The organism is Bacillus sp. JKS001846 (assembly GCF_900176455.1).
GTDB classification, from domain to species: domain Bacteria; phylum Bacillota; class Bacilli; order Bacillales; family Bacillaceae_G; genus Bacillus_A; species Bacillus_A cereus.
On sequence record NZ_FWYG01000001.1, the window covers coordinates 926586 to 948818 of the forward strand.

Below are 22233 nucleotides of genomic sequence, written 5' to 3' on the forward strand. Positions count from 1 at the left end.
CCTCTTTTTTTATAAAGTAAAACTTTAATTAGTGGAGGAGGGCATCATCCACTAATTATTAGCTCACACCAATCGGGATAAAAGTAAGGGGAATGAGAGATGGATATATACTTATTAATCGTCACGTTACTTGCGATCACAATTGTTATTTTAGGGGTATCATGGTGGAAATGGCATGCATTTATTAGTTTAACAGTTGCGAGTTTATTTTTAGCTATTATGTCTGGACTGAACTTAACGAAAATAGTGGCTGCCTATGAAACTGGTGTTGGTAGTGTACTAGGGCATTTAGTTGGTATTTTAGCACTTGGAACAATTTTAGGAAAAATGATGTCCGATTCAGGGGCAGGCATGCAAGTTGCAGATTTCTTTATTCGATTTTTCGGCGTAAAAAAATTACCTTGGGCTATGTTATTTGCAGGGTTTGTTATAGGGATTCCCGTATTTTTTGAAGTGGGGATTGTCATTTTATTACCACTCGTTATTTCAATTCGAAAAACGACGAAGCAAAATATATTATTAATTGCGTTACCTGTCATTGCAGGATTATCTATTGTTCACGGGCTCGTACCACCACATCCAGGGGCGATGACAGCAATCGGTATTTATAACGCGAACTTAGGAAAGGTACTTTTATATTCATTAATTATCGCGTTACCAACAGCCATTATCGCAGGCCCAATATTTGCAAAGTGGGTACATAAGAGGGTTATACCTGAAAATGAACCGGAGCTTGTTCGAGTTACGACAGTATCAACTGATTTGCCAAGTCGTAAAGTTTCATTCTTTATTATTTTATTACCAGTTGTATTGATGATTTTATCAGTAGTTGCACCATATATTTCATTACCGAAAAAATTGACTGAATTTTTTGTGTTTATAGGGAGTCCAGTAATCGCCTTACTTATTTCATGTTTCGCAGCATTTTATTTACTTGGTATCAAACAAGGTATTAATAAAAAGATGATTAAAAAATTAACAGATGAAAGTTTATTGCCTGTCGGTTCTATTATTTTAATAATTGGTGCAGGCGGTGGATTTAAACAAATATTAATTGAAAGTGGCGTTGGAACGGCGATTGCGCAAATGGCAGAACATATTTCGTTATCACCAATTGTATTAGCTTTCATGGTAGCTGGATTAATTCGAATTGCAACAGGTTCAGCTACAGTAGCATTAACGACAGCAGCAGGGATTGTTTCACCAGTTATTCAGCACATGTCTGGTGTGAATTTAGAGTTGCTAGTTATTGCAACCGGTGCAGGATCATTAATGTTTTCTCACGTAAATGATGCAGGGTTCTGGCTTGTAAAAGAGTATTTAGGTTTGACGGTGAAGGAAACATTTAAAACGTGGACGGTACTCGAGACATTGTTATCATTTATTGCATTTGGTTTTGCTCTTTTGTTGAATATGTTTCTTTAGGGAGAAAAGCCCATTTTAATTAATAAAACCCACAGGAGAAATTCAATTTCTCTGTGGGTTTTGCTATTTTTTAATCGTAGTTACTTACAAATATACAGGGCAAGGTGCTTTTTATATCTTTTTTCTATTGTCCTATTATTTAATAGAACGGACATACTGATTTTCTCCATCGTCTTTGACAAAGACTCCTAGCTCATTCAAATCTTTGCGTAAATGCTTCTTTTTTTTCGAGTTTCCTTCTCGAAGGGCATTTCGTCTTTCATACAAAATAGTATTTATGCTTTTATTAAATCGCGCATCCTCTAATTTCCATAAGCTATACTCATGTTTATAAGGATCTTGTTCCACCCAGGGGAAGTCGTGCATTAAGAAAGTATCTTTAATTTTGCTTGGGGTAATGTCAGATGTTTCACGTAACCATTCTCGGTCTTCTTGATCAATGATAACCACTTGACGCTTATCTACAAAAACGGCTTTTACATTTGATCTGGTGATTTGTTTCTTTTGATCGTCCTTATTCACGTGAATGCTTTCCGAAGTAATGTTCATTTTTAAAGCTTCACTATAAATAATTAAAGAAAATAAAATTCCTGCAATAACACCAATTAGCATGAGGATAATAGGAAGCCAGAAGGGATTAATAAAATTTAAAAGTTCTATAATTTTTGAATCAGAAAAGAGAGGAATCTTTTTTATAATCTCTATTAATTTAGGTGAAAAATATCCAATAACGCCTAAAAGGATTGGACTTACTATAGCAAGTAACTTTTCTAAAAAACCTAATCCAATGACAGATGCCTTTTTCATGTGTAGTTCATCCTTTCTTATATATATTTTTTAACCAGGGCATGTTTTAAATAGTGAGTTTTTTCACCATTTTTATGAGCTCATCTGAGTAATTTTCTATGGATATAGATGAATTTGCCTTCAACATTCTTTCTTCGATTGCTCCTAAAATAAATGAAGCTAATGTGTCGGTTTGAAAAGAGTTAGAAAACACGCCATTTTGTTGTCCAGTCTTCAAAATATCTAATAACATCGTTCTAAGAGCATCCTCTTCGTCGTCTTCGATTCTGTAATAAGGAATGTTCTCTTCATTTCTTGCATTAAAGACAATCTCAATTAAGGCAATATTATTTTTGTAATGAGTTTCTTGATAAGCCAAGTGTGCTTCAATAAAAGCCTCTAGTTTATTTATTTCAGATTGAGCTAATAGTACTCGATTACTAATAAATTCATGTTGTTTGGCAACTAAAAATTGTAATGTACGGTTCATAAGGTAAAGCTTATCATTAAAATGATAAGAAATAAGTCCGGTACTAATCTTAGCCTTTTTTGCCACCTTCGTTAAGCTCAAGTTGTTATATCCAACCTCTTCTAATGTATCAATACATGCAAGAATAATTTGTTCACGCCTAGCCTCTGCAATAAAAGAATCAGTCACGCTATTCAACTCCTGATTTATATAATTTGAATGTATAATCAAAAAATTGATTGATCGTTCAATTAAATATTAGTAAGAAATTATTAGTATGTCAAATGTTTTATACCTACATCTTGATAAGGCTCATTTTCTGAAACAAGCCCGTTTTTAAGAAAGCCAAGCTTCCTATTCGCCCTGAAAACATACTATAAATGGAATCCCCTCATTTAGAACAAGAGGAACTTGTTATGAATGATACTAAAGGAGGAATAGGGTAATGAGCGAAAAGTGTGAACACAGACATGATGATTGTAACCGCAGACATGGTTGCGGAGGCGGTTTTGCGCTTCTAATCGTATTGTTTATTTTATTAATTATCATCGGTGCTAGCTGCTTCGGCGGAGGCGGCGGTTGTGGTTATGGCGGTTACGGCGGCTACGGATATGGTGGCTACGGCGGATATTGCTGCTAATTATTAAAAACTATTGAAAATGGCCTTGTGCAATACGCACAAGGCCATTTTATTCATATTTTTATATGCTGTGATAATTTATTAATGTACAGAGAACGGATTAAGAAGAAGAAAATGATCTCGATAATCCCGAAAAAGGTGAGTACGATACATGTCTCTTTTAGTAAGGAGAAAGAAAACATGCTTTGTAAAAACTTAACCGCAAATAATGTGTGAACACCAGCAACGATGTAAGGAACGAAAAATAAAATTCCTAATTGAATCGTTGCAGAGCGAAACATTTCTGATTCAGTTAAGCCAAGCTTTGTAATCGTAATATATTTTTGTCTTTCAGTTGTTAAGTCATTATACATACGGAAGTATAGAACACTAGCCGCACCGATAAAGAAAATAAAGCCGAGAAATGCCCAAATAAAGAATTGAGCAACTGCATTTCCTTTACCGTAAATGAGTTCATCCGTAGCCGTATGTATGAAGAAAGGAACTTGAGCGTTCTCTTCTGTATGCTTTTCGTAGAACTCACGCGCATCGCCACTAATAACACGTAACATATTTTTGGTTGGAACGATTGCATTTTCCCAGTTTTCTACGAAGTAGTTATAGATTACAGTTGTTTCAATATGAGGAATCATATTATCAAATACATAATCTTGTACGACAGCTAAATGTGGGAATGCAAAGGATGGTTCGATTCCCTTATTAATAAACCCTTTAATATGAAATTCTTTTTTATTAGACCCGAGTGTAATCGTATTTTGCTTTGCAAATGGATTAGATACGAGATCGAGAAGTTCTGGTGAGTGCCGAGAAATAATATAAACTTCTGTAGAATCGATTGTTATTTCCGGTCTTTTCAATTGTTTAGCAATTGCGTTATAATCACTCATCTTCATAAGCATAATATCTTCTTTGGAAGCTGTATCTTTTAATACTGTAAACTTATATTTTTTGTAAAGAAAATTATTAGTTGTAAGCTCCGTTTCAATTGTAGAAATATGCTTTTGTTCAAGGGAATTGTCACCTTCTGATGTATACGTGAAGGGAACGGGATATCGCTCTAATACTGATGCCTTCGTATTGTTATTAGCGGCGAATAATCCAATAATAATCGTAAATGCAAGTGCAGATAGCATAGAAACAATAAAGAGTACATTAATATTACTGCGTGTACGAGAAACTAAATCTGAAATCCATAACATATTTATTTGTTTCAAATAAAACTTTCTGCGCTTCTTTAAAATATAGATGAAAAGAAGGAATGTTTGTGAAAAGAATAAATATGTCCCGACTATTACGAGCGGTAAAATAGATAACATAATAAAAAAGACAGATCCATTTTGCACATTTTTTTCCGTTACGTAGCCTCGCGGATAACCAGCGATATAATAGCATAGCCCTAAACAAATTAAAGCGAATAAAGAGATGAGTATAGATGGTCTTTTTTCAGCTGGCATTTTCTTGTTCCCTTTAATGAGGTGGGCTGTCTTTCGAGTACGAATAAACATTGGTGTAAATGTAGAAACGATTAAAAATAAAATGATAAACGTTACGGTTGTAACGATAATCGCTTCTGTTGGCCAATATAAATAGAGACCTTTCGCACTTGTTAATTTCGAAGTGACTAATAAGAAAAAGTTAGAAAATACAAGTCCACCTTGAATGCCGATAAAGATAGATAATATCCCAATTATCATGTTTTCGGTAAATAACAATCTTTTTAATTGTCTCTGTGAGATACCAAGAATAGTGAGTATCCCGAATTGCTGCTTCCGAACATTTAAAAATGTTCCAATTGAATATAAGAGAAAGAAGAACGAGAACATAACGATCACAAGTTGTGCTGTACTAGCTAAGTTCATTAGAGGATCACGTTCTTGAAAGCTTTGTACATGTTGCAAGCGCGGATGATACGCGTATACGGTAAATGAAAAGAAAACCATGATAGAAAAAGCACTACTTACAAAATAAGCGAAATATGCTTTAGAATTACGCGAGACATTTTTAAATGCAAATTGCCAAAATGTCATCCACGTCTTCCTCCTAATAATGCTAAAACATCTAATATTTCTTGATAAAACTTCTCGCGATATAGCCCGCGGTGTAGTTCGTTGTAAAGCTCACCATCTTTAATGAAAATGACGCGGTTACAATAACTTGCCGCGAATGGATCGTGAGTAACCATTAAAATCGTTGCATCTTCTTCTTTATTTAATTTCGTAAATAACTCCATTACGTCAATTGCCGCTTTTGAATCTAAGTTTCCTGTCGGTTCATCGGCTAGTAAGAGAGAAGGGTGATGAATAACAGCACGTGCTACTGCGGTACGCTGTGCTTGTCCCCCAGAAACTTCAAAAATACGCTTGTCCAAAATATGATCAATTCCAAGCTTTTTTGAAATGTTATCAAGCTTTTCATCCATTTCTTTTAATGGAACATTATCTAATGTTAAAGGTAGTACGATATTTTCACCGATTGTTAGTGTATCTAGTAGGTTAAAGTTTTGGAAAACAAATCCTAACTCTTGTCTTCGGAAAATAGCTAACTTCTCTCTACGAAATGTGTGCGGTTTTTTTCCGTTAATTACGACATCACCAGAAGTCGGAGAATCGATTGTAGAGATAACGTTTAAAAATGTAGATTTTCCGCTACCAGATGGTCCCATAATGGCAACGAATTCCCCTTTATCCACGTGTAAATTTATATTTTTTAAAGCAGTATGAGGGACTTTCCCCTCATATACTTTTGAGACGTTTTTTATGTGTAATACTTCTTCCATAGTAATCACCTTTCTACTTTTTAAAACTTAATGTGTTGTGATAATTTTTGCATATAAAAGGAACGAATTAAAAGGAAAAATAAAATTTCAACTGTTCCAAAAATCAACAGTACGACTGTAATTTCAGCGAAGAACGAGAGATGTAATATTTCTTGTAGCATCTTTGTCGCAAACATCGTATGGATTGATGCCATAATGTAAGGTACGAAGAAAAGAATCGCAAGCTGAATTGTCGCTGAACGTTTCATTTCAGTCTCAGTTAAGCCGATTTTCGTAATCGTTATATATTTTTCTTGTTCATTTGTTAAATCTGTATACATCCGGAAGTAAAGAACACTGCCAGCACCGATAAAGAAAATAACTCCTAGGAAAGTACCAATTAAGAAGAACGAAGCGACATTTAGTTTTGTCTTATATAGAGAATCGCTCGCTTCACTTGCATGGAAAGGTGGATGCTCTGCTTGAATTGCTGCATTATCGTTATGGATTTTTGTTATAAACGATGAACCGATATTATGTGCTTTTTCCCAATCTGTAACTTTGAAGTTATATACACTCATTTGTTTGGAAACGGTGGATAAGGCTTCTACATTTTCATCAGATAGTATGAGTAATTGGTATATTAAGCTGTTTGGGAATGGGCTATAACTTTTATATTCTTTCACTTGTAGTTGTAAATTGTTTTGAGTAAGTGTAAGAGTATTTTTCTGTTCTTTATTGTGAAGTGTTCCAATAACTTGATCATCTAAGTCTTTCATAAGAATATAAGATTCATTCTTATTTACCGTGAGTTTTTCCCAATTTAACGCTTTAGCAAGTACATTATAGTCACTTTGTTTAATGGCATAATAGAGCTGCGTGTTATCTTCAGCTGAAGATACTTCATATATATCTGTTTTAAATTTTGTATAAGTAAAGTGCTCTTCATTAAATTTCTGCTCTAACCAGTTTAAATGTTCATCAGCTAACGTATTTTCAGTATGCGATAAATAAGTAAACGGGAAAGGATTTTGTCTAATCGCATCAAACTTTGTAAATTTCCCGAAGCCATATAAGAATGTAATCATTGTAAAAGCGAGCGTCGATAACATCGCTACAATAAAGAGCATGTTAATGTTTGTCCGAATACGTGATGCTAGATCGGAAATCCAAAGCATATTAATTCGTTTCATATAAAACGTTCTTCGCATTTTTAAAATACGAATAAGTAAAAAACTAATTTGTGAAAAGAAAAAGTATGTTCCAGCTGCAATAAGCGATGGAATGACAAATATACTAGAGACGGCATATAAAAGTCCAATTATGTCACCTAGCGACATAAAATACAGCGGATTTGCGGCTAACGCATATCCACATATTAAACAGATCGCACCAAATAGAGAGATGAGCACGGATGCTTTTCTTTCTTTTTGTTGTTTTCCTTCTTTTAAAAGACGTACGGCTTTTCTCGTGCGAATGAGCATCGGTGTAAAAGATGATACGAGAATGAAGAGCCCGAGAAAGATGATGATAGTTAAAACGATAGCACTTGTAGGTGGATATAAATATAAACCAGGTACGTGTGTAATTTTAGCGGTAACTAACAAAAAGAACTGTGAAAAGACAAGTCCAAGTTGAATGCCAAAAAATATAGAAAGAGCACCAATTAACATATTTTCTATAAATATGAGTCGCTTTAATTGTTTTTGAGATATGCCAAGCACTGTTAAAATCCCGAACTGTTTTTTTCGTACTTTTAAAAACGTCCCGATTGAATACAGTAAAAAGAAAAATGAAAAGAACACAATGACAACTTCTGAAATTGTCATTAATATGTTCAGAGAAAAATTCACGTCTGTCATATGCAATTTAGGATGAAATAAATAAACTGCAAATGAGAAAAAGATTGCGATGGAGAACGCACTGCTTACAAAATAGGCGAAATAAGCTCTGGCGTTTCTTGTGACGTTTTTAAATGCAAACTGCCAAAATGTCATTCACCTAAACCTCCTAATAGGGTGAAGATGAAAAGAGTATGAGAGATACTCTTTTCATCAAGTTTGTTTTAAATATTTTGTCCACTCGTGTAATGTGATAATTTTTGCATATAAAGTGAACGAATGAATAAGAAAAATACGATTTCAACGAATCCAAAAATAATAAGAACGGCTGAAACTTCTTTGAATAGAGATAAACCAATTACATCTTGTAGCATTTTTGTTGCGAACATTGTATGAATGGATGCCATAATGTACGGAATGAAAAATAAAATACTAAGTTGAATGGTTGCAGATCGTTTCATCTCTGTATCTGTTACACCGATTTTAGAAATCGTTATATATTTCTCTTGTTCGTTCGTCAAATCCGTATACATTCTAAAGTAAAGAACGCTACCAGCTCCAATGAAGAAAATAACTCCTAAAAATGTCCCGATTAGGAAGTACGCGGCACTACCTGATGTTATTTTGTATAACGATCCTGCTGATTCAAAGGATCGAATAAGAGGCCCTTCATACTGGTATTTATTTCGATCTTTTTGTACCTTTTCTATAAAATTATCAGCAATTTCATATGTCTGTTCCCAGTTTTGAATTTTGTAATTGTATGCTGATATATGTTTTACGGTGTTAGGTAAGTTATTTACGATAACATCAGGCAACACTATCGTTTGATATGAAAAGTCAGATGGGATTGCGTTTACATGCTCATAGCCTTTAACTCTTAATTTCGTATTTGTACTAGAGAGTGTAATGTAATCTCTATTGTAGCTTTGCTCAAATTCGTTGAATATGGTGATATAAGATGTCCCTGTTAGCACATATGCTTCGTTATCATCCATAAATAGTTGTTTCATTCGTAAAGAATTCGCAAGTTTGTTATAGTCACTTTGCTTAATTGCGTATACGTCATTATAAATAGCTATATCTTTATCTTCTTTTAGTGGTGTTTCATATATATCAGCTTTTATTTTTTGATAAGGGAAATGCTCTTTTTGTAATTGTTGCTCAAGCCAATTTAAATGCTCTGTAACAAAAGGGTTCGCATCATAAGAGAAATAAGAAATTGGGAAAGGGGAAGTTCTATTCACCTCTAGCTTAATAAATTTCCCGAATCCATATAGGAACGTGATCATTGTGAAAGCAATTGTAGAGAGCATCGCTACAATAAAAAGCATATTAATATTCGTCCGAATACGGTTTGCTAAATCTGAAATCCAAAGCATATTAATCCGTTTCATATAAAATCTTCTTCTTTTCTTTAAAATATAAATCAGTAAGAAACTAATTTGAGAAAAGAAAAAATATGTTCCTATTGTAACAAGCATTGGGATAACGAAAATACTCGAAACCATATATATAACACCGATTTGCGGGCTTACTGATACGAAATATTTAGGATTTCCAGCTAACGCATAACCACCAAATAAACAAATCGCACCAAATAATGAAACAAGTATGGATGGTTTTCTTTCTTTTTGTTTTCCACCATTTGTTTTTAAAAGGTGTACCGCTTTTTTTGTACGAATAAGCATTGGTGTGAATGCAGATACAATGATAAAAAGACTAAGGAAAACAATGGTTGTTAAAATAAACGCGTTAGTAGGACCGTATAAATATATTCCTGGAACATGCGTAAGTTTGGCTGTTACTAATAAAAAAAATTGAGAAAAAACAACTCCAAACTGCATGCCGAAAAAGATAGATAAAATCCCGATTAACATATTCTCCATAAAAACAAGACGATGTAATTGTTTTCTTGATATTCCTAAAATGGTCAAAACACCAAATTGTTTTTTTCTAACTTTTAAAAAAGTACCAATGGAATATAGTAAAAAGAAGAAAGAGAAAAATACAATTACTACTTCTGAAAATATCATTAATCCTGAAATTTCAGAGGTCATGTCAAAGTTTTGTAATTTCGGATGGAATAAGTAAACAGCAAACGAAAAGAACACAGCAATGGAAAAGGAACTACTTACAAAGTAAGCAAAATAAGCTCTCGAGTTGCGCGTGACGTTTTTAAATGCAAATTGCCAAAATGTCATAGATTATACCTCCGGCTAGAAGATATAGAAGTAGTTGTATTGCAAAAAATGTATGAGAGTGTGTTCTCATACATTTTGCTTGCATATGTTACGATCATGCTTCGGTCACCTTCTCCGTATGTTCTGCTTGATTATTTGCAGCGTTGTGGAAGATGATTTTAATCGTCGTTCCTTTACCAACTTCAGAATCTAGTTTGACAGAGTGACCTAAATAATCACAAATTTTACTTACAATATAAAGCCCCATACCAGTAGATTCTCCGAATGCGCGACCGTTTTTCCCAGTGTAAAATGGTTCAAATACTCTTCGAATATCTTCTTGCGGAATACCAACACCTTCATCACGAACTTCTAAAATAATATCCTTTCCGTTTCGGTAAGCAGATAAGAAAACTTTCTTTCCGCGCTCACCAGAGTAACGAACAGCATTTGTCATTAACTGATAGATGATAAATTTTAGCCATTTCGCATCAGAAGCAACTTTTAAATCAGAATGGACTTCTAAAACAGGGAAGACACCATTACGAATGAATAGTTCTTTTAATCCGTTAATATTTTTTGTTACCGTATCTTTTAATGAAATCGTCTCAACATGGAAATCTTCATGGAAGTTATTTAACCTAGCCATGTATAAAGCCATATCAAGCCCTTGGTTTAGACGCTCTAATTCTTTTTTAAACTTTGGAATTAAATGCTCGTCTTCCATTTCTAGCACCATAAGCTGCATAACAGAAACAGGTGTCTTCATTTGATGTACCCAGTGGTTAATGAATAATTGATGTTCTTGTTGTTTTACTTCATACGATTGTAGTTCTTTTTGGAAGAGGCGGTACTGCGTACGCACGAGTTCATTGACACCGTGAGGCATCGGAGCAGTTGCTCTTTCAATAAACGCATCTTCCATTTTTTCTGGTTGCTCGCTTAATCTATGGTACATTCTACGATTGCGAACGTAACGGTAAGCGAGGAAACAAATAAATAAATATAAACTTAAAACGACGAAGTAAAATTTATTGTTTTGAAATCCATCTACTGCATCATAAAGAACGAAAATGATACCGAAGTTTAAAACGTACAGTAGGAAAAATGCAAAATGATCACGTAAAAATAGCTTCATGCTTATTCACTCCAAGTTGCGTTAAAGCGATATCCAAGTCCACGTACTGTTTCAATAGAGTTCTCAATACCAAGCTCATTAAACTTTTTACGAAGACGCGTAATGTTTACGTTTAATGTATTTTCTTCAACGAAGCTTTCGTCATCCCAAAGCGCAGCTAATAAATCTTCACGGCTTGCTGTACGAGGGAATTTAGATAATAACATTTCAGCTAAAATAGCTTCTTTTTTCGTTAAAAGAACTTGTTCAGATCCGAAGTGAATTTCAGGACGTTCTGGGAATAGTTTTAAACCTTCTACTTCAACGATACGTTCAGAAATATTTGGTGCATAATCACCGTAAATACGGCGTAATTGTCCTTTAATTTTTGCCATTACAACGTCGTAGTGGAATGGTTTTGTAATGTAATCATCCGCACCGCTTTCAATTGCCATAATTTGTTCCATCTCACCAGCACGCGCTGAAATGAAAATAATTGGACAAGTAGATTCATGACGAATTTGACGGCACCAGTAGAAACCATCGAATTTCGGTAAGTTTACATCAAGTAAAACAAGATGTGGTTTCACAGCGTTAAACGATTCCATAATATCATCGAAATTCTCTGCAACAACAGCTTCATAACCGTACTTCTGAATGTGAGATTGCAGTAATGATGAAATATTTGGATCGTCTTCAACGATTAAAATTTTATACATATGTATATTCCTCCTCAGAAAAACAATTGTAGCTATAGTGTATCATGTGTTTCAAGTCTTTTCATTATGTTGAAAGATAAGCTAGTAAACAGTATAGGTTAAAAGTGAGAAAAGTAAAAAGGGCCTCGTATATAATTGACAATCAACTGAAATCATTTTAACATTTAGATAAGTATCTAAATGTCTAATTATCGAAAGGAAGAAAGACATTGAATCAAGCATTCAAAGCATTAGCAGATCCAACAAGGCGAAAAATTTTAGACTTATTAAAAGAAGGTGATCTAACCGCTGGTGAGATCGCTGAACATTTCAATATGACAAAACCAAGTATTTCACACCACTTAAACGCACTTAAAAATGCTGAACTTATTCAAGATGAAAAGAAAGGGCAATTCGTTGTGTACTCTTTAAACACAACGGTCTTTCAAGATTTGTTGACTTGGGTGTTTACATTTACGAATAAGGGGGAAGAGGGGAAATGAGAAAGCATATATTTCCGTTACTATTAATAGCTTTAACGATTATTGCATGGTGCATCGCGTGGCCGCATTTACCGGGAGAGGTTCCGAGTCATTGGAATGTGTCTGGTGAGGTAGATGGGCGTATGTCAAAAATGGGCATGATGATTTTGGATGTTGCAGTTATGGTTTTTATATATGCTTTATTGACTTTATTGCCTAAGATAGATCCTAAGCATGAGAATTATGAGAAATTTTCTAAAGGGTATAATGTAATAAATTATAGCGTATTATTCCTATTATTTTTAGTAAGTATCATTGGAATTGGAGCTGGATTAGGTTATGACATTCCAATGAATAGTACACCATATATTCTTGTTGGTCTTTTATTTATAATCATCGGAAACTATTTACCACAATGTAAACCAAATTACTTTGTAGGTATAAAAACACCGTGGACATTAAGTAACGAGGAAGTATGGAGAAAGACACACCGTTTTAGCGGAAAGGTGTTTGTTATATTAGGAATTATTATGATTCTAAGTGTTTTTGTACCAGTAACGTGGAAATCTTTCGTAATGGTTGGAATTATTATTGGTGCAGTAGGATTAACAATGGGATATTCTTATGTTGCTTATAAAAAAGAACTAAAAATGTAAATAAAGCTGCTTTTCCTTTTAGGGAAGAGCAGCTTTATTTTTAGGTTATTCGAATTACTATATTTAATAAGTTATATTCAAATTTTTAATTAACCAAGGCTTTATCAATGACAGAACTGTTATAGGTTGCATAGCTTTAGTGTGATCCATATCATTTCCTCTTAAGATTTCTATATCCCATCCAAGATGTTCTAACTTTTGTTTGTTTTTTTGAAGTATACCAATAATATCAACTACTACATTGCCAAAATTTTCACCGTAAACAATAGTGTCTTTTTCCCCAGAAAACGCTAATCTCGGAATGATTAGTTTATGTTGGATGTCTTGATCATCAAACTCCATCAAATTCTCGTACATTGTAACAAACTGTTTAGTTTGACTCATGTCGATCTTTATCTGTATGTTATCCCAATCAATTTTTTCAGGATTAATATGTGCTTGATCAATAACAGGAGAATTGTGATTATTCACAGCTTGCTCATATGTTTTATTTGTTACTACCATCATTTCTTTATATGGACCATCTATTGGTGGAAACCCGCCCATGATTATACTGTCTAATCTATCCGTTCGAATGGCTAATTGTAACCCAGCTAAAGCTAACCAAGAGTAACCATAATAACTAAACTTATTAATATTTATTTCGTCAGCAATTGTTAATAGGTCTTTTACTATATTTTCAGGTGTGAGATTCTCTGGATTTGGATGTTGCAAACGATGGCCTTCGTAGTCAAAATATAAAATCTGAAACTTATCTATGAGTCCATCAATAAAATGTTTTCCAAATTCAGGATCTACTCCCCACAACTTCAAAGTTTCAGCATCTTGCCCATATACAGATTCTTTAGCAACTGGGAGCATGATTGTTCTAAATTTTGGATTTCCAACCAAACCAACCTTTAATACTGATTCGTCCGTAAGTTTTATGATTTTCTCCATTTCTATCACTCCTAAATTGTTTATACTAAAATCATATAACATTCATGCAATCTTCCGGATTTATGACTTTTTTCTCGTATATATAAGGATTTTATTTGAAATATGTTAATGTAGCACTTTAAGGTTTTACTTTAAAAAGGAGTTAATAAATGGAGACATATAGCCCTAAACAAATTGCAAATGTCTTAAATGTTAGTACAACAACTTTGAGAAGATATGAAGAACAAAATCTCATTCCTGTTGTGCCAAGAACGGAAAGTAATCACCGGTTTTATACATCGATACACTTTCAAGCATTTATTACCATTAGAGCATTATTAAAAGGATATGATATACCTATTGTTTATAAAGTTATGAGGATGATTAAAAACGTAAAGTTTGAAGAAGCACTTTGGTTAATTAATGAACAGCAATTCAATGTTCAGGTGGAGAAAAAACGAGTAGAAGAAATACTAAACATGATTCAAAATGCTGATTTTACTAAATATAAAAATGTAGAGTTAAATGAACGCATGAGCATTGGAGAGGCTGCAAACATAGCAGGCGTAAATACTTCGGCTATCCGTCATTGGGAACATGAAGGGTTAGTCCACTCAGAAAGAAATAAAGAAAACGGTTATAGAATGTTTCCAATATCTGAACTGCGTAAAATACTGGTTATAAGCAGTTTGAGAAAAACCGTGTATTATATAGAAAATATGAAAAGCTTGCTAGATGATTTAGAAACATTAGACTATGGAAAAATTGAACGTTCCTTTCAGTTGGCTTTAGAAAACTTGAACAATCAACTATTACTCCAATTTAAAGGAATCGAAGAACTGATGAAATATATACACTTTTACGAGTAAGCAAATATGTAAAAAGAGCTAGGCACAATGCTTAGCTCTTTTCCTTTTGTTATCACTTCTTCAAAACCGGTATCCAAATTTCACTTTTAAAGTTTGGAGAAGATATATCTTTCTGTTTATTCCACAATATCTCCGGTCCTTCCGCTAGTTCATAGTTCGAAGAAGGGAACCATTCAGAGTAAATACGTCCCCATACATTTTGTAATGCATCAGGAAATGGACCGACAGCTTCGAATATAGCCCATGTTGAAGCAGTAACTTCAAGCTGTTTAAACTGCTCTGGACAATCCTTTGTTGTGGCTACTCCAATGTAGTGATCGAGTTCTCCCTTTTCCTCCATTCTTCCTTCAGAAAAGTTAGTAGAAGCACTAATGATTCCAGTAGGTTCAATGTTTGAAAGGGACTTTAATGTTTGAATAGAATCTGGGTTTAAACTTTTCCACATAGAAGCAATTTCTTCATTTACACCGTTAAAAACGATTGGTACTCGTTTTGTAATACCTATAATTCGAAATGGCTCTTTTTCTTCAATTCGATAGTTCATTTCATTTCCTCCTTGAATGGATAATTGGAAGGTCATTGGTGAATAAGCCTTCAAAGAATGGCTACTATTTCGGGCTTCAGAAGGTGTTATACCGTGCAAGTTTTGAAATGCACGAGCGAATGAATCTGGTGAGTTGTACCCATATTTTATAGCGACATCAATGACTTTTGCATCGCTATTTTTTAGTTCAAAGGCAGCGAGAGTAAGACGTCTACAGCGAATATAATCAGACAGTGATATACCTGCTAAAAACGAAAACATTCTTTTAAAGTGATACTCAGAACAGAGAGCTAGCCTCGCAACTTCTTTAAAATCAATTTCATTCGTAAGGTTATCTTCAATATAGCGCATTGCAGTATTCATATTTTTAAGTGAATCCATATTATGACCTCCTCTGTACATAGAATAGCAGGAACGAAATAGCTCCATCCGACATTTCGTGCACAACTTTGTAGGGGACATTTTTAACCTTACAAAATTGTAATGTTCCTGTAAGGAGAATGAATGGATGGTATGATATCCCAATGTTATAGTAACAAAGTACTTTTGTTCAGTAGGTTAAATTTTTATATCTTTACTTATGCGTCTTACATAACTGTCATGTTTGTGTAAGAAACATCGATAGTGGCAAGAGTAGAGAGTGTATATAGTTGAAAATAGAGAATAGAAGAAATGAGGGATGTCGAGATGAAAACAGTGTTAGAAGCAAAAAATATTGAAAAAGTGTACGACACGGGTGGGAATAAATTTGCAGCGTTAAAAGGTATTAACTTACAAGTAAAAGAAGGTGAGTTCGTTGGAATTATGGGACCTTCTGGTTCTGGTAAGACGACTTTACTAAATGTTCTTTCTACAATTGATAATGCGACGAACGGTGAAATTTTAATTGATGGAAAAGATATTGTAAAGATGAATGATGATAAGTTAGCGTTATTCCGCCGTGATCATTTAGGTTTCATTTTCCAAGATTATAACTTATTAGATACGTTAACGGTGAAAGAGAATATCGCTTTACCACTTGCGTTATCAAAGGTGAAAGCGAGTGAGATTGATCGCCGCGTTCTTGAAATCTCAAAGAAATTCGGTATTGATCATATTTTAAGTCAGTTCCCATATCAAGTATCTGGTGGACAGAAGCAGCGCTGTGCAGCATCGCGTGCAATTGTTACGAATCCAAGTATGATTTTCGGAGACGAGCCAACTGGAGCACTTGATTCTAAATCTGCAACAGATTTACTTGAAAGTATGAAGTCGTTAAATGAATATGATAACTCAACAATTTTAATGGTAACGCACGATGCGTTTGCAGCAAGTTATTGTAAACGAGTTATTTTCATTAAAGATGGTGAACTATATAAAGAATTACATCGCGGTGAATCGACGCGTAAACAGTTCTTCCAAAAAATTGTTGACGTAATGTCTTCTATTTCTGGAGGTATGGCTGATGACCTTATCTAGCATTGCCCTCCGCAACATACAGCGGAACTTTAAAGACTACTTTGTATATTTTGCATCTATGATTTTTAGTATCGTTATTTATTTTACATTTAAAGCACTGCAATATAATTCACAAATGGAAAAAGCAGCAGAAGCTTCAAAAAAATTAGCGGAGCGTTCCAAGTTTCAAGTGTGATGCTTATCATTTTCGTAGCAGTGTTCATTATATATTCGAACGGATTCTTTACACGTAAACGTAAAAAAGAAGTTGGCTTATATTCGTTATTAGGTATCCGTAAAAGACAAATTGGTAAAATGCTCTTTTATGAAAATATGTTAATGGGATTAATGTCATTAGTAATTGGGATTGCGATCGGTAGTGTCCTTTCAAAATTATTCCTTGAGTTATTAGTAAATATGATGGGATTAAATTTAAACGTTCATTTTGAAGTACCGATGGCTGCCATTATTGATACAGCAATTATTTTCTTTGTGATTATTTTATATACATCACTTCAAGGATATCGTTTAATTTATCGCTTTAAGTTAATTGAACTTTTCCGTGCAGAACGTGAAGGAGAAGCAATGCCAAAAGGATCTGTCATTATGGCATTAATTTCAGTTTTCTTAATCGGTTCAGGTTATTTTTTAGCATTAATGTACATGAAAGCAGTTATGTATGCAGACTTTATGGTCGTTGCATTATATATTTTATTAGCGACAGTAGCAGGGACTTATTTACTGTTCATGTTCTTCACAGTATTTGTATTGAAACGTGCAAGAAATAATAAGTCAGCATTTTATAATGGTATGAATATGGTAACGACATCACAGTTACTATATCGTATTAAAGGAAATGCGAAATCACTGGCGACAATCGCTATTTTAAGTGCGGTAACATTAACAGCGGTTGGTACGTCAGTTACGATGTATTACAATACATTTACGCAATCAAAAGTTGCTGCGCCGTATAGTTATTCCTATGAGAAAAAAGATGCAGCATTAGATAAAAAAGTAAATGAAATACTTGCTGGAGAGAAGAATAATCACCCAGTCACATATGAATCAGAAGTTGAAATGATTCCTGTGAAGGGAACATTTAAAGGTGAAAGAGCTGATCAAGTTCTGAACACACACTATAATGTTACGAATCAGTACCAGCTTATTTCTCAATCAAGCTTTAATACACTTGTGAAACATTTAGATGTAGAACCTGTAAATTTAAGTGCGAATGAAGCTTTCGTATATGATAGCTTATATATTGAGAAACTTGATTTTGGTCCTCTTTATACAGGAAATACAGCTGTATTCCCTGTTGGAAACGAGTCAAAAGAATTAAAAATTAAAGGTGTAAATAATAGAAGCCTTACAAATTTAAATGAACTATTTGTAATCGTTCCTGATAAAACATATGAGCAAGTGAAACAAGTAAACGAAACGCGTACTGTAAAAAATATTGATGTAAAAGGTGAGCGAAATAGTAAAGAGTTAACAGCAAAATTAGCAAGCATTATGCCGGCTGGAGAATCAGAAGTTTTAAAACCATTTAACGATTTCTATACAGGATTCCAAATGGGGCTTGAAACAACAGGCTTAATGATGTTTATTGGGTTATTCTTAGGATTAGTATTCCTATTAGCAACAGGCTCAATCATTTACTTTAAACAATTAACAGAAGCAAGTGCTGACCGTGATCGCTACGTTGTTCTTCATAAAATTGGTGTAACGAAGCAAGAGATGAAGAGAGCTATCGCAAAACAAGTGAGCTTTATCTTTGCTATTCCGTTAGTAATTGGTATTTTACACAGCCTATTTGCACTAAAAGGTTTATCAAATATATTACCATTTGAAATTATGATTCCGCTTCTAATTAGTATCGGAGTATACGGCGCGATTTATATTGGATATTACTTCTTAACGGTTCGTTCTTATTATAAGATCGTGAGTGCGAAGTAATAAGGGACAGCTATCGCTAGAGGCGATAGCTGTTTTTTTATTCTTCATAAAATCTTAAGAAATCTCCTCAATTTTTGTTAAGAAATAATAGTTATACTTAGAAACAAGTTAAAAACTATTGAACGAATGAGGAGAGGTTTATATGCAACTCATAACATTCTTACATGAATTTATTAAACATCCGAAACATACTGGTGCAATTGCGCCAAGTTCAAAAATATTAGCAAAGAAAATGGTAGATGTAATTGATTTTAATAAAGCGAAATGCATTGTAGAGTTAGGTCCTGGTACAGGAGTCTTTACGAAAGAAATTATGAAGAGAAAGAAGAAGGAAACAATATTTCTTCTTATTGAAATTAATGAAGTGTTTTGCAAGGAACTAAAGAGAAAATTTAAAGATGAGCAGAACGTCATTGTTGTACACGGTTCAGCCGAAAATATAAAAAAGTATATAGAAGATCTCAATATAGAATGCGTGGATTACGTTTTATCGGGATTACCTTTTACCTCTTTACCAGAAGAAGTTTCAAAGCGTATTTTAAACAATGTAATGGAAGGGATACATGAGAATGGTGAATTTATTACATTTCAATATTCACTTGTGAAAAAAGGATTTATACAGCACTTCTTTCCTGAAATTACGCTAGAGAAAGTGTGGCTCAATTTCCCACCAGCGTATGTCTTTAGCTGTAAAAAAGAGCTAAGGAGAGCATATGCATAATGGAATTACATGAATTATTATCTTATATTGAACAATACGGTTATTGGGCATTATTTTTCTGTTTATGGTTAGGTATTATTGGTATGCCAATTCCAGACGAAATGATCGTAATGAGTGGTGGCTTTGTATCTTCACTAGGGATATTAAGTGTCATTCCTGCATTTTTATTAACATATTTAGGTGTTGTATCTGGGCTTTCTTTAGGTTATATATTAGGGAAAATATTTGGTACGAAAGTACTTGATAAGCTAATGAAAAAGAAAAAGGCGAAATATCTTTTGAAATCTCAACAAATGGTAGAGAAGTATGGTCATTATGCGTTAGTCACAAGTTACTTCATACCAGTTGTAAGACATATCGTACCGTATTTAGTTGGAATGAATAACATGTCATTTAAGACGTATGCTTTGTATTCTTATATGACAGGATTTGTTTGGACACTCGTTTACTTTGTGCTCGGTGCTTTATTTGGACAACATATTGAAAGTATTGTAGCGATCGCGATAGAATATGGTGTGTATTTTGGCGTGATTGTTTTTATAGTTACAGGTATTCTTTATTTATATAGAAAAAAAAGAATCACACTGATGAGTAAATAGAAGTAAAGAAAGTTTCTTCCAGTATGAAGGACAAGATAGGATTATAAGTATAAAATTATCTTTATTTAATGGTAAAATATAGGTAAGTAGTTAAGGGAGGAAGAGCGTTGTGCTACTCATTTTTAGCCTTATCTTAATTGGAATTATGTGCAGTATGAAAATAGTATCCTTACACATGATAGAACGACAAAAGGTAGAGGAACGATATGTATATTGTCCAAAATGTGATACGAAAATTAGAAGAGGAAATTCAGCTCCTTTTTGTTCGAAATGTAATTTAATATTTTAAAAATAAAAAGTTCGAAATCACTTTATATAGTTTCGGACTTTTTATTCTTAAGTAAACATTAATCCACCTAGTTCTCTTTCGTTTGTTTATTAGCTAAAATGGATTATGAATAACAATAGTATGTAAACGAAAATAAATATAAATGTACACATGGAGTGTTATATTTGGAGATTTTAATCATAGTAGGATGACTAAACTGTATGGATGTTAACCTTTTTAGAGAAAGATATCCCAGCTAATTTAGTTTGGAAGATTGAAAGAATAGATTGAAAATAGATGAGAAGTGGAGTGCATATGATGGAGACACAAATCGTTATTGGAGTACCTGGTTTATGGAAAGATAGAACAGAATTAATACAAGAAGTTGTGAGTAAAAGTAACTATATATTAGCGGGAAATGTTATGCACCATAAGGAGAAAGAGATTGGCTTTGAAATTGATATATATGAACAAGACCCTTCTTTGAGAGAGGCTTTCTTCTATGCAGGTGGTGAGCGTTTTGATGAAGAATTGCTTCAGGAGTTGGAGAAGCATACTTATACAGTGTATGTTATTGCAAAAGTTGACGATACAGAGAGATTACAAGAAGTAATTGATGTAGGAATGGAACTTTTAAATGCAGGTGGACTTGCTTTAAAAGTTGAAACAGCAGGTATGGCTTATTCGAAAGAAGAATGGCAAGAGCTTGCAGAGGATAAGGAAATATTCCCGATGTATTCGCACCTTGTAACTTTAGTTGGAGATGAAGAGGACGGCTACTATTCATGTGGAATGCAAGCATTTAATCTACCAGACGTTGTTTTAGACGGATGGATAGATCCGGAAGTAGCTGTAGATTTATTAAATGATTTTAACCTACATAATATATTGGAAAAACCTAATTTGAAAGATGGAGATACAATTAGTTTCACAGAAGATGCTCCAGTGTATCTTTTATCTCATTATATAGATAATCGTTATGAACAAGAGGATCCATTTTATAATCCGTGTGGGGTATGGAAGTTAGAGAGTGCTTCGGCAAAGAAATCTATCTTTCAAAAATTGGGGAGTGTGCTAAAAGGATGGAAAAATACATAAAAGAACAGAGGAGTATATGTGATAAATATAAAGCGGAGTATGTAGAATCTCCGAATGACTTGAAATTAGGAATAGCGCAAAATGTGAAAGATGGTATCGCTCCGATTAATGGGTTACGAATGCCTATAGAAAACGGAACGACAGGTTGGTACATTTGGGCTGGTGAAGAAATGGGGACAGAAGAAGATTTCTTTCTTCCTTTACACGTTCAACATATTGATGAATGGGCACCTGAAATAAAGAAGTATTTAGGGTTACCACCTGGTTGGAGATTTTTAATTGCTGGAGATTACGAGGATGTGTGGTATGATCCGAATTTGTTTGATGAAGATTTAGAAGAGGATGCAGATGAATGGGAAGAAAATATGCTACAAGAGTATGGATGGTACATGCATAGCATATTAGCAGAAGATATTGATGGCATCCATGCTAATTATCATACGCATGGTCTAAGAGATAACTTTAATCATCAAGATTTACAAATAGCATTAAATATGGATCCTGAAGTCGCGCATAGTGTTTTTTGTACGATAATAGAAGAAATAAAGAGCGGAAAAAAGTTTGAACAAGGGATTGAGTATACGAATATTATTGAAGGATATCCCATTATTATGAAGTCTTTCGTAGAGATGGAACGAGAAGTTTTGAGGGTTTTATTACCTGATGACAGAGGGATTCTTCCTACGAGGTGAGAGTGTGATGAATGTTATAAGACTCAATTGGATGATATTGAGGAGAGTTGATAAAAAAAGAGCTTGAAACTATTCAAGC

The 22233-nt window shown here is 33.8% G+C and carries 21 protein-coding genes and 1 pseudogene; 12 read left to right on the forward strand and 10 right to left on the reverse strand.

Going from position 1 to position 22233, the window contains the following annotated elements; all coding sequences use genetic code 11:
• Positions 1-99: 99 nt before the first annotated feature.
• On the forward strand, positions 100-1425 hold the full coding sequence (gene gntP / locus B9A45_RS05025) for a gluconate permease GntP (RefSeq protein WP_000356187.1): 1326 nt from the start codon (positions 100-102) through the stop codon (positions 1423-1425).
• Positions 1426-1560: 135 nt separating this feature from the next.
• On the opposite strand, the gene B9A45_RS05030 is transcribed toward gntP, so the two are convergent.
• Together B9A45_RS05030 and B9A45_RS05035 are read right to left on the reverse strand one after the other, a co-directional pair.
• A complete protein-coding gene (locus tag B9A45_RS05030) occupies positions 1561-2232 on the reverse strand; it encodes a YqeB family protein (protein ID WP_000710356.1) in 672 nt (223 codons plus the stop codon).
• 46 nt (positions 2233-2278) lie between these two features.
• Positions 2279-2869: a TetR/AcrR family transcriptional regulator gene (locus B9A45_RS05035; protein WP_000132246.1), complete on the reverse strand. Its 591-nt coding sequence runs from the start codon at positions 2867-2869 to the stop codon at positions 2279-2281.
• Between the two features lie 256 nt (positions 2870-3125).
• On the opposite strand from B9A45_RS05035, the gene B9A45_RS05040 reads away from it, so the two are divergent.
• Positions 3126-3320 carry a YjcZ family sporulation protein gene (locus B9A45_RS05040; protein ID WP_001290395.1) on the forward strand — a complete coding sequence of 65 codons (195 nt, stop codon included), beginning with the start codon at positions 3126-3128 and terminating at the stop codon, positions 3318-3320.
• Between the two features lie 53 nt (positions 3321-3373).
• Here B9A45_RS05040 and B9A45_RS05045 read toward each other — a convergent pair whose 3' ends face one another.
• The 6 genes from B9A45_RS05045 to B9A45_RS05070 form a co-directional block, all read right to left on the reverse strand.
• The gene (locus B9A45_RS05045; protein WP_016110851.1) at positions 3374-5347 is read right to left on the reverse strand and encodes an FtsX-like permease family protein; all 1974 of its coding nucleotides are present in this window, start codon (positions 5345-5347) and stop codon (positions 3374-3376) included.
• A complete protein-coding gene (locus tag B9A45_RS05050; protein ID WP_000393250.1) occupies positions 5344-6096 on the reverse strand; it encodes an ABC transporter ATP-binding protein in 753 nt (250 codons plus the stop codon). Before B9A45_RS05050 ends, B9A45_RS05045 begins: the two co-directional genes overlap by 4 nt.
• Positions 6097-6116: 20 nt before the next feature.
• Entirely contained in the window at positions 6117-8072 is a 1956-nt protein-coding gene (locus tag B9A45_RS05055; RefSeq protein WP_061654859.1) for an FtsX-like permease family protein, read from the reverse strand.
• Positions 8073-8140: 68 nt separating this feature from the next.
• Positions 8141-10120, reverse strand: coding sequence for an FtsX-like permease family protein (locus B9A45_RS05060; RefSeq protein ID WP_000145054.1), 1980 nt, complete (start codon positions 10118-10120; stop codon positions 8141-8143).
• Between the two features lie 94 nt (positions 10121-10214).
• Positions 10215-11237, reverse strand: coding sequence for a sensor histidine kinase (locus B9A45_RS05065; protein WP_000765341.1), 1023 nt, complete (start codon positions 11235-11237; stop codon positions 10215-10217).
• A 2-nt stretch (positions 11238-11239) separates the two neighbouring features.
• Positions 11240-11935: a response regulator transcription factor gene (locus B9A45_RS05070; protein WP_000276738.1), complete on the reverse strand. Its 696-nt coding sequence runs from the start codon at positions 11933-11935 to the stop codon at positions 11240-11242.
• Between the two features lie 209 nt (positions 11936-12144).
• Here B9A45_RS05070 and B9A45_RS05075 point away from each other — a divergent pair, with 209 nt between their 5' ends.
• Positions 12145-12417: an autorepressor SdpR family transcription factor gene (locus B9A45_RS05075; protein ID WP_001070526.1), complete on the forward strand. Its 273-nt coding sequence runs from the start codon at positions 12145-12147 to the stop codon at positions 12415-12417.
• Complete coding sequence (locus tag B9A45_RS05080; protein ID WP_084063901.1) at positions 12414-13052, forward strand: SdpI family protein; 639 nt, start codon at positions 12414-12416, stop codon at positions 13050-13052. Before B9A45_RS05075 ends, B9A45_RS05080 begins: the two co-directional genes overlap by 4 nt.
• Positions 13053-13115: 63 nt before the next feature.
• On the opposite strand, the gene B9A45_RS05085 is transcribed toward B9A45_RS05080, so the two are convergent.
• Positions 13116-13991, reverse strand: coding sequence for an alpha/beta fold hydrolase (locus B9A45_RS05085; RefSeq protein WP_084063902.1), 876 nt, complete (start codon positions 13989-13991; stop codon positions 13116-13118).
• Positions 13992-14140: 149 nt separating this feature from the next.
• On the opposite strand from B9A45_RS05085, the gene B9A45_RS05090 reads away from it, so the two are divergent.
• The gene (locus B9A45_RS05090; protein WP_084063903.1) at positions 14141-14839 is read left to right on the forward strand and encodes a MerR family DNA-binding transcriptional regulator; all 699 of its coding nucleotides are present in this window, start codon (positions 14141-14143) and stop codon (positions 14837-14839) included.
• Between the two features lie 52 nt (positions 14840-14891).
• Here the strand turns inward: B9A45_RS05090 and B9A45_RS05095 are convergent, their stop codons facing one another.
• Positions 14892-15764 (reverse strand): AraC family transcriptional regulator, encoded by an 873-nt coding sequence (locus tag B9A45_RS05095; protein WP_000377728.1) that lies wholly within the window; start codon positions 15762-15764, stop codon positions 14892-14894.
• Positions 15765-16070: 306 nt separating this feature from the next.
• Between B9A45_RS05095 and B9A45_RS05100 the strand changes: the two genes are divergently transcribed.
• The 7 genes and pseudogenes from B9A45_RS05100 (at position 16071) to B9A45_RS05130 (ending at position 22154) form a co-directional block, all read left to right on the forward strand.
• Entirely contained in the window at positions 16071-16841 is a 771-nt protein-coding gene (locus B9A45_RS05100) for an ABC transporter ATP-binding protein (protein WP_000859655.1), read from the forward strand.
• Positions 16828-18776, forward strand: a pseudogene (locus B9A45_RS05105) (ABC transporter permease). Before B9A45_RS05100 ends, B9A45_RS05105 begins: the two are co-directional and overlap by 14 nt.
• 142 nt (positions 18777-18918) lie before the next feature.
• Positions 18919-19497, forward strand: a complete 579-nt coding sequence (locus tag B9A45_RS05110) for a class I SAM-dependent methyltransferase (RefSeq protein WP_001176053.1) — start codon at positions 18919-18921, stop codon at positions 19495-19497.
• A complete protein-coding gene (locus tag B9A45_RS05115) occupies positions 19497-20096 on the forward strand; it encodes a DedA family protein (RefSeq protein ID WP_061654854.1) in 600 nt (199 codons plus the stop codon). The genes B9A45_RS05110 and B9A45_RS05115 overlap by 1 nt, the downstream gene beginning before the upstream one ends.
• A gap of 109 nt (positions 20097-20205) precedes the next feature.
• Positions 20206-20385: a hypothetical protein gene (locus tag B9A45_RS05120; RefSeq protein WP_001986677.1), complete on the forward strand. Its 180-nt coding sequence runs from the start codon at positions 20206-20208 to the stop codon at positions 20383-20385.
• Positions 20386-20682: 297 nt separating this feature from the next.
• Positions 20683-21462 (forward strand): DUF4261 domain-containing protein, encoded by a 780-nt coding sequence (locus B9A45_RS05125; RefSeq protein WP_042891164.1) that lies wholly within the window; start codon positions 20683-20685, stop codon positions 21460-21462.
• Positions 21447-22154 (forward strand): DUF4262 domain-containing protein, encoded by a 708-nt coding sequence (locus B9A45_RS05130; protein WP_084063904.1) that lies wholly within the window; start codon positions 21447-21449, stop codon positions 22152-22154. The genes B9A45_RS05125 and B9A45_RS05130 overlap by 16 nt, the downstream gene beginning before the upstream one ends.
• Positions 22155-22233: the final 79 nt, after the last annotated feature.

Excerpts from the sequence above, each read along its gene's own strand:
- gntP (WP_000356187.1), top strand. The coding sequence starts at position 100 with ATGGATATATACTTATTAATCGTCACGTTACTTGCGATCACAATTGTT.
- B9A45_RS05030 (WP_000710356.1), bottom strand. The coding sequence starts at position 2,232 with ATGAAAAAGGCATCTGTCATTGGATTAGGTTTTTTAGAAAAGTTACTT.
- B9A45_RS05040 (WP_001290395.1), top strand. The coding sequence starts at position 3,126 with ATGAGCGAAAAGTGTGAACACAGACATGATGATTGTAACCGCAGACAT.
- B9A45_RS05045 (WP_016110851.1), bottom strand. The coding sequence starts at position 5,347 with ATGACATTTTGGCAATTTGCATTTAAAAATGTCTCGCGTAATTCTAAA.
- B9A45_RS05050 (WP_000393250.1), bottom strand. The coding sequence starts at position 6,096 with ATGGAAGAAGTATTACACATAAAAAACGTCTCAAAAGTATATGAGGGG.
- B9A45_RS05055 (WP_061654859.1), bottom strand. The coding sequence starts at position 8,072 with ATGACATTTTGGCAGTTTGCATTTAAAAACGTCACAAGAAACGCCAGA.
- B9A45_RS05060 (WP_000145054.1), bottom strand. The coding sequence starts at position 10,120 with ATGACATTTTGGCAATTTGCATTTAAAAACGTCACGCGCAACTCGAGA.
- B9A45_RS05065 (WP_000765341.1), bottom strand. The coding sequence starts at position 11,237 with ATGAAGCTATTTTTACGTGATCATTTTGCATTTTTCCTACTGTACGTT.
- B9A45_RS05070 (WP_000276738.1), bottom strand. The coding sequence starts at position 11,935 with ATGTATAAAATTTTAATCGTTGAAGACGATCCAAATATTTCATCATTA.
- B9A45_RS05080 (WP_084063901.1), top strand. The coding sequence starts at position 12,414 with ATGAGAAAGCATATATTTCCGTTACTATTAATAGCTTTAACGATTATT.
- B9A45_RS05085 (WP_084063902.1), bottom strand. The coding sequence starts at position 13,991 with ATGGAGAAAATCATAAAACTTACGGACGAATCAGTATTAAAGGTTGGT.
- B9A45_RS05090 (WP_084063903.1), top strand. The coding sequence starts at position 14,141 with ATGGAGACATATAGCCCTAAACAAATTGCAAATGTCTTAAATGTTAGT.
- B9A45_RS05095 (WP_000377728.1), bottom strand. The coding sequence starts at position 15,764 with ATGGATTCACTTAAAAATATGAATACTGCAATGCGCTATATTGAAGAT.
- B9A45_RS05100 (WP_000859655.1), top strand. The coding sequence starts at position 16,071 with ATGAAAACAGTGTTAGAAGCAAAAAATATTGAAAAAGTGTACGACACG.
- B9A45_RS05110 (WP_001176053.1), top strand. The coding sequence starts at position 18,919 with ATGCAACTCATAACATTCTTACATGAATTTATTAAACATCCGAAACAT.
- B9A45_RS05115 (WP_061654854.1), top strand. The coding sequence starts at position 19,497 with ATGGAATTACATGAATTATTATCTTATATTGAACAATACGGTTATTGG.
- B9A45_RS05125 (WP_042891164.1), top strand. The coding sequence starts at position 20,683 with ATGGAGACACAAATCGTTATTGGAGTACCTGGTTTATGGAAAGATAGA.
- B9A45_RS05130 (WP_084063904.1), top strand. The coding sequence starts at position 21,447 with ATGGAAAAATACATAAAAGAACAGAGGAGTATATGTGATAAATATAAA.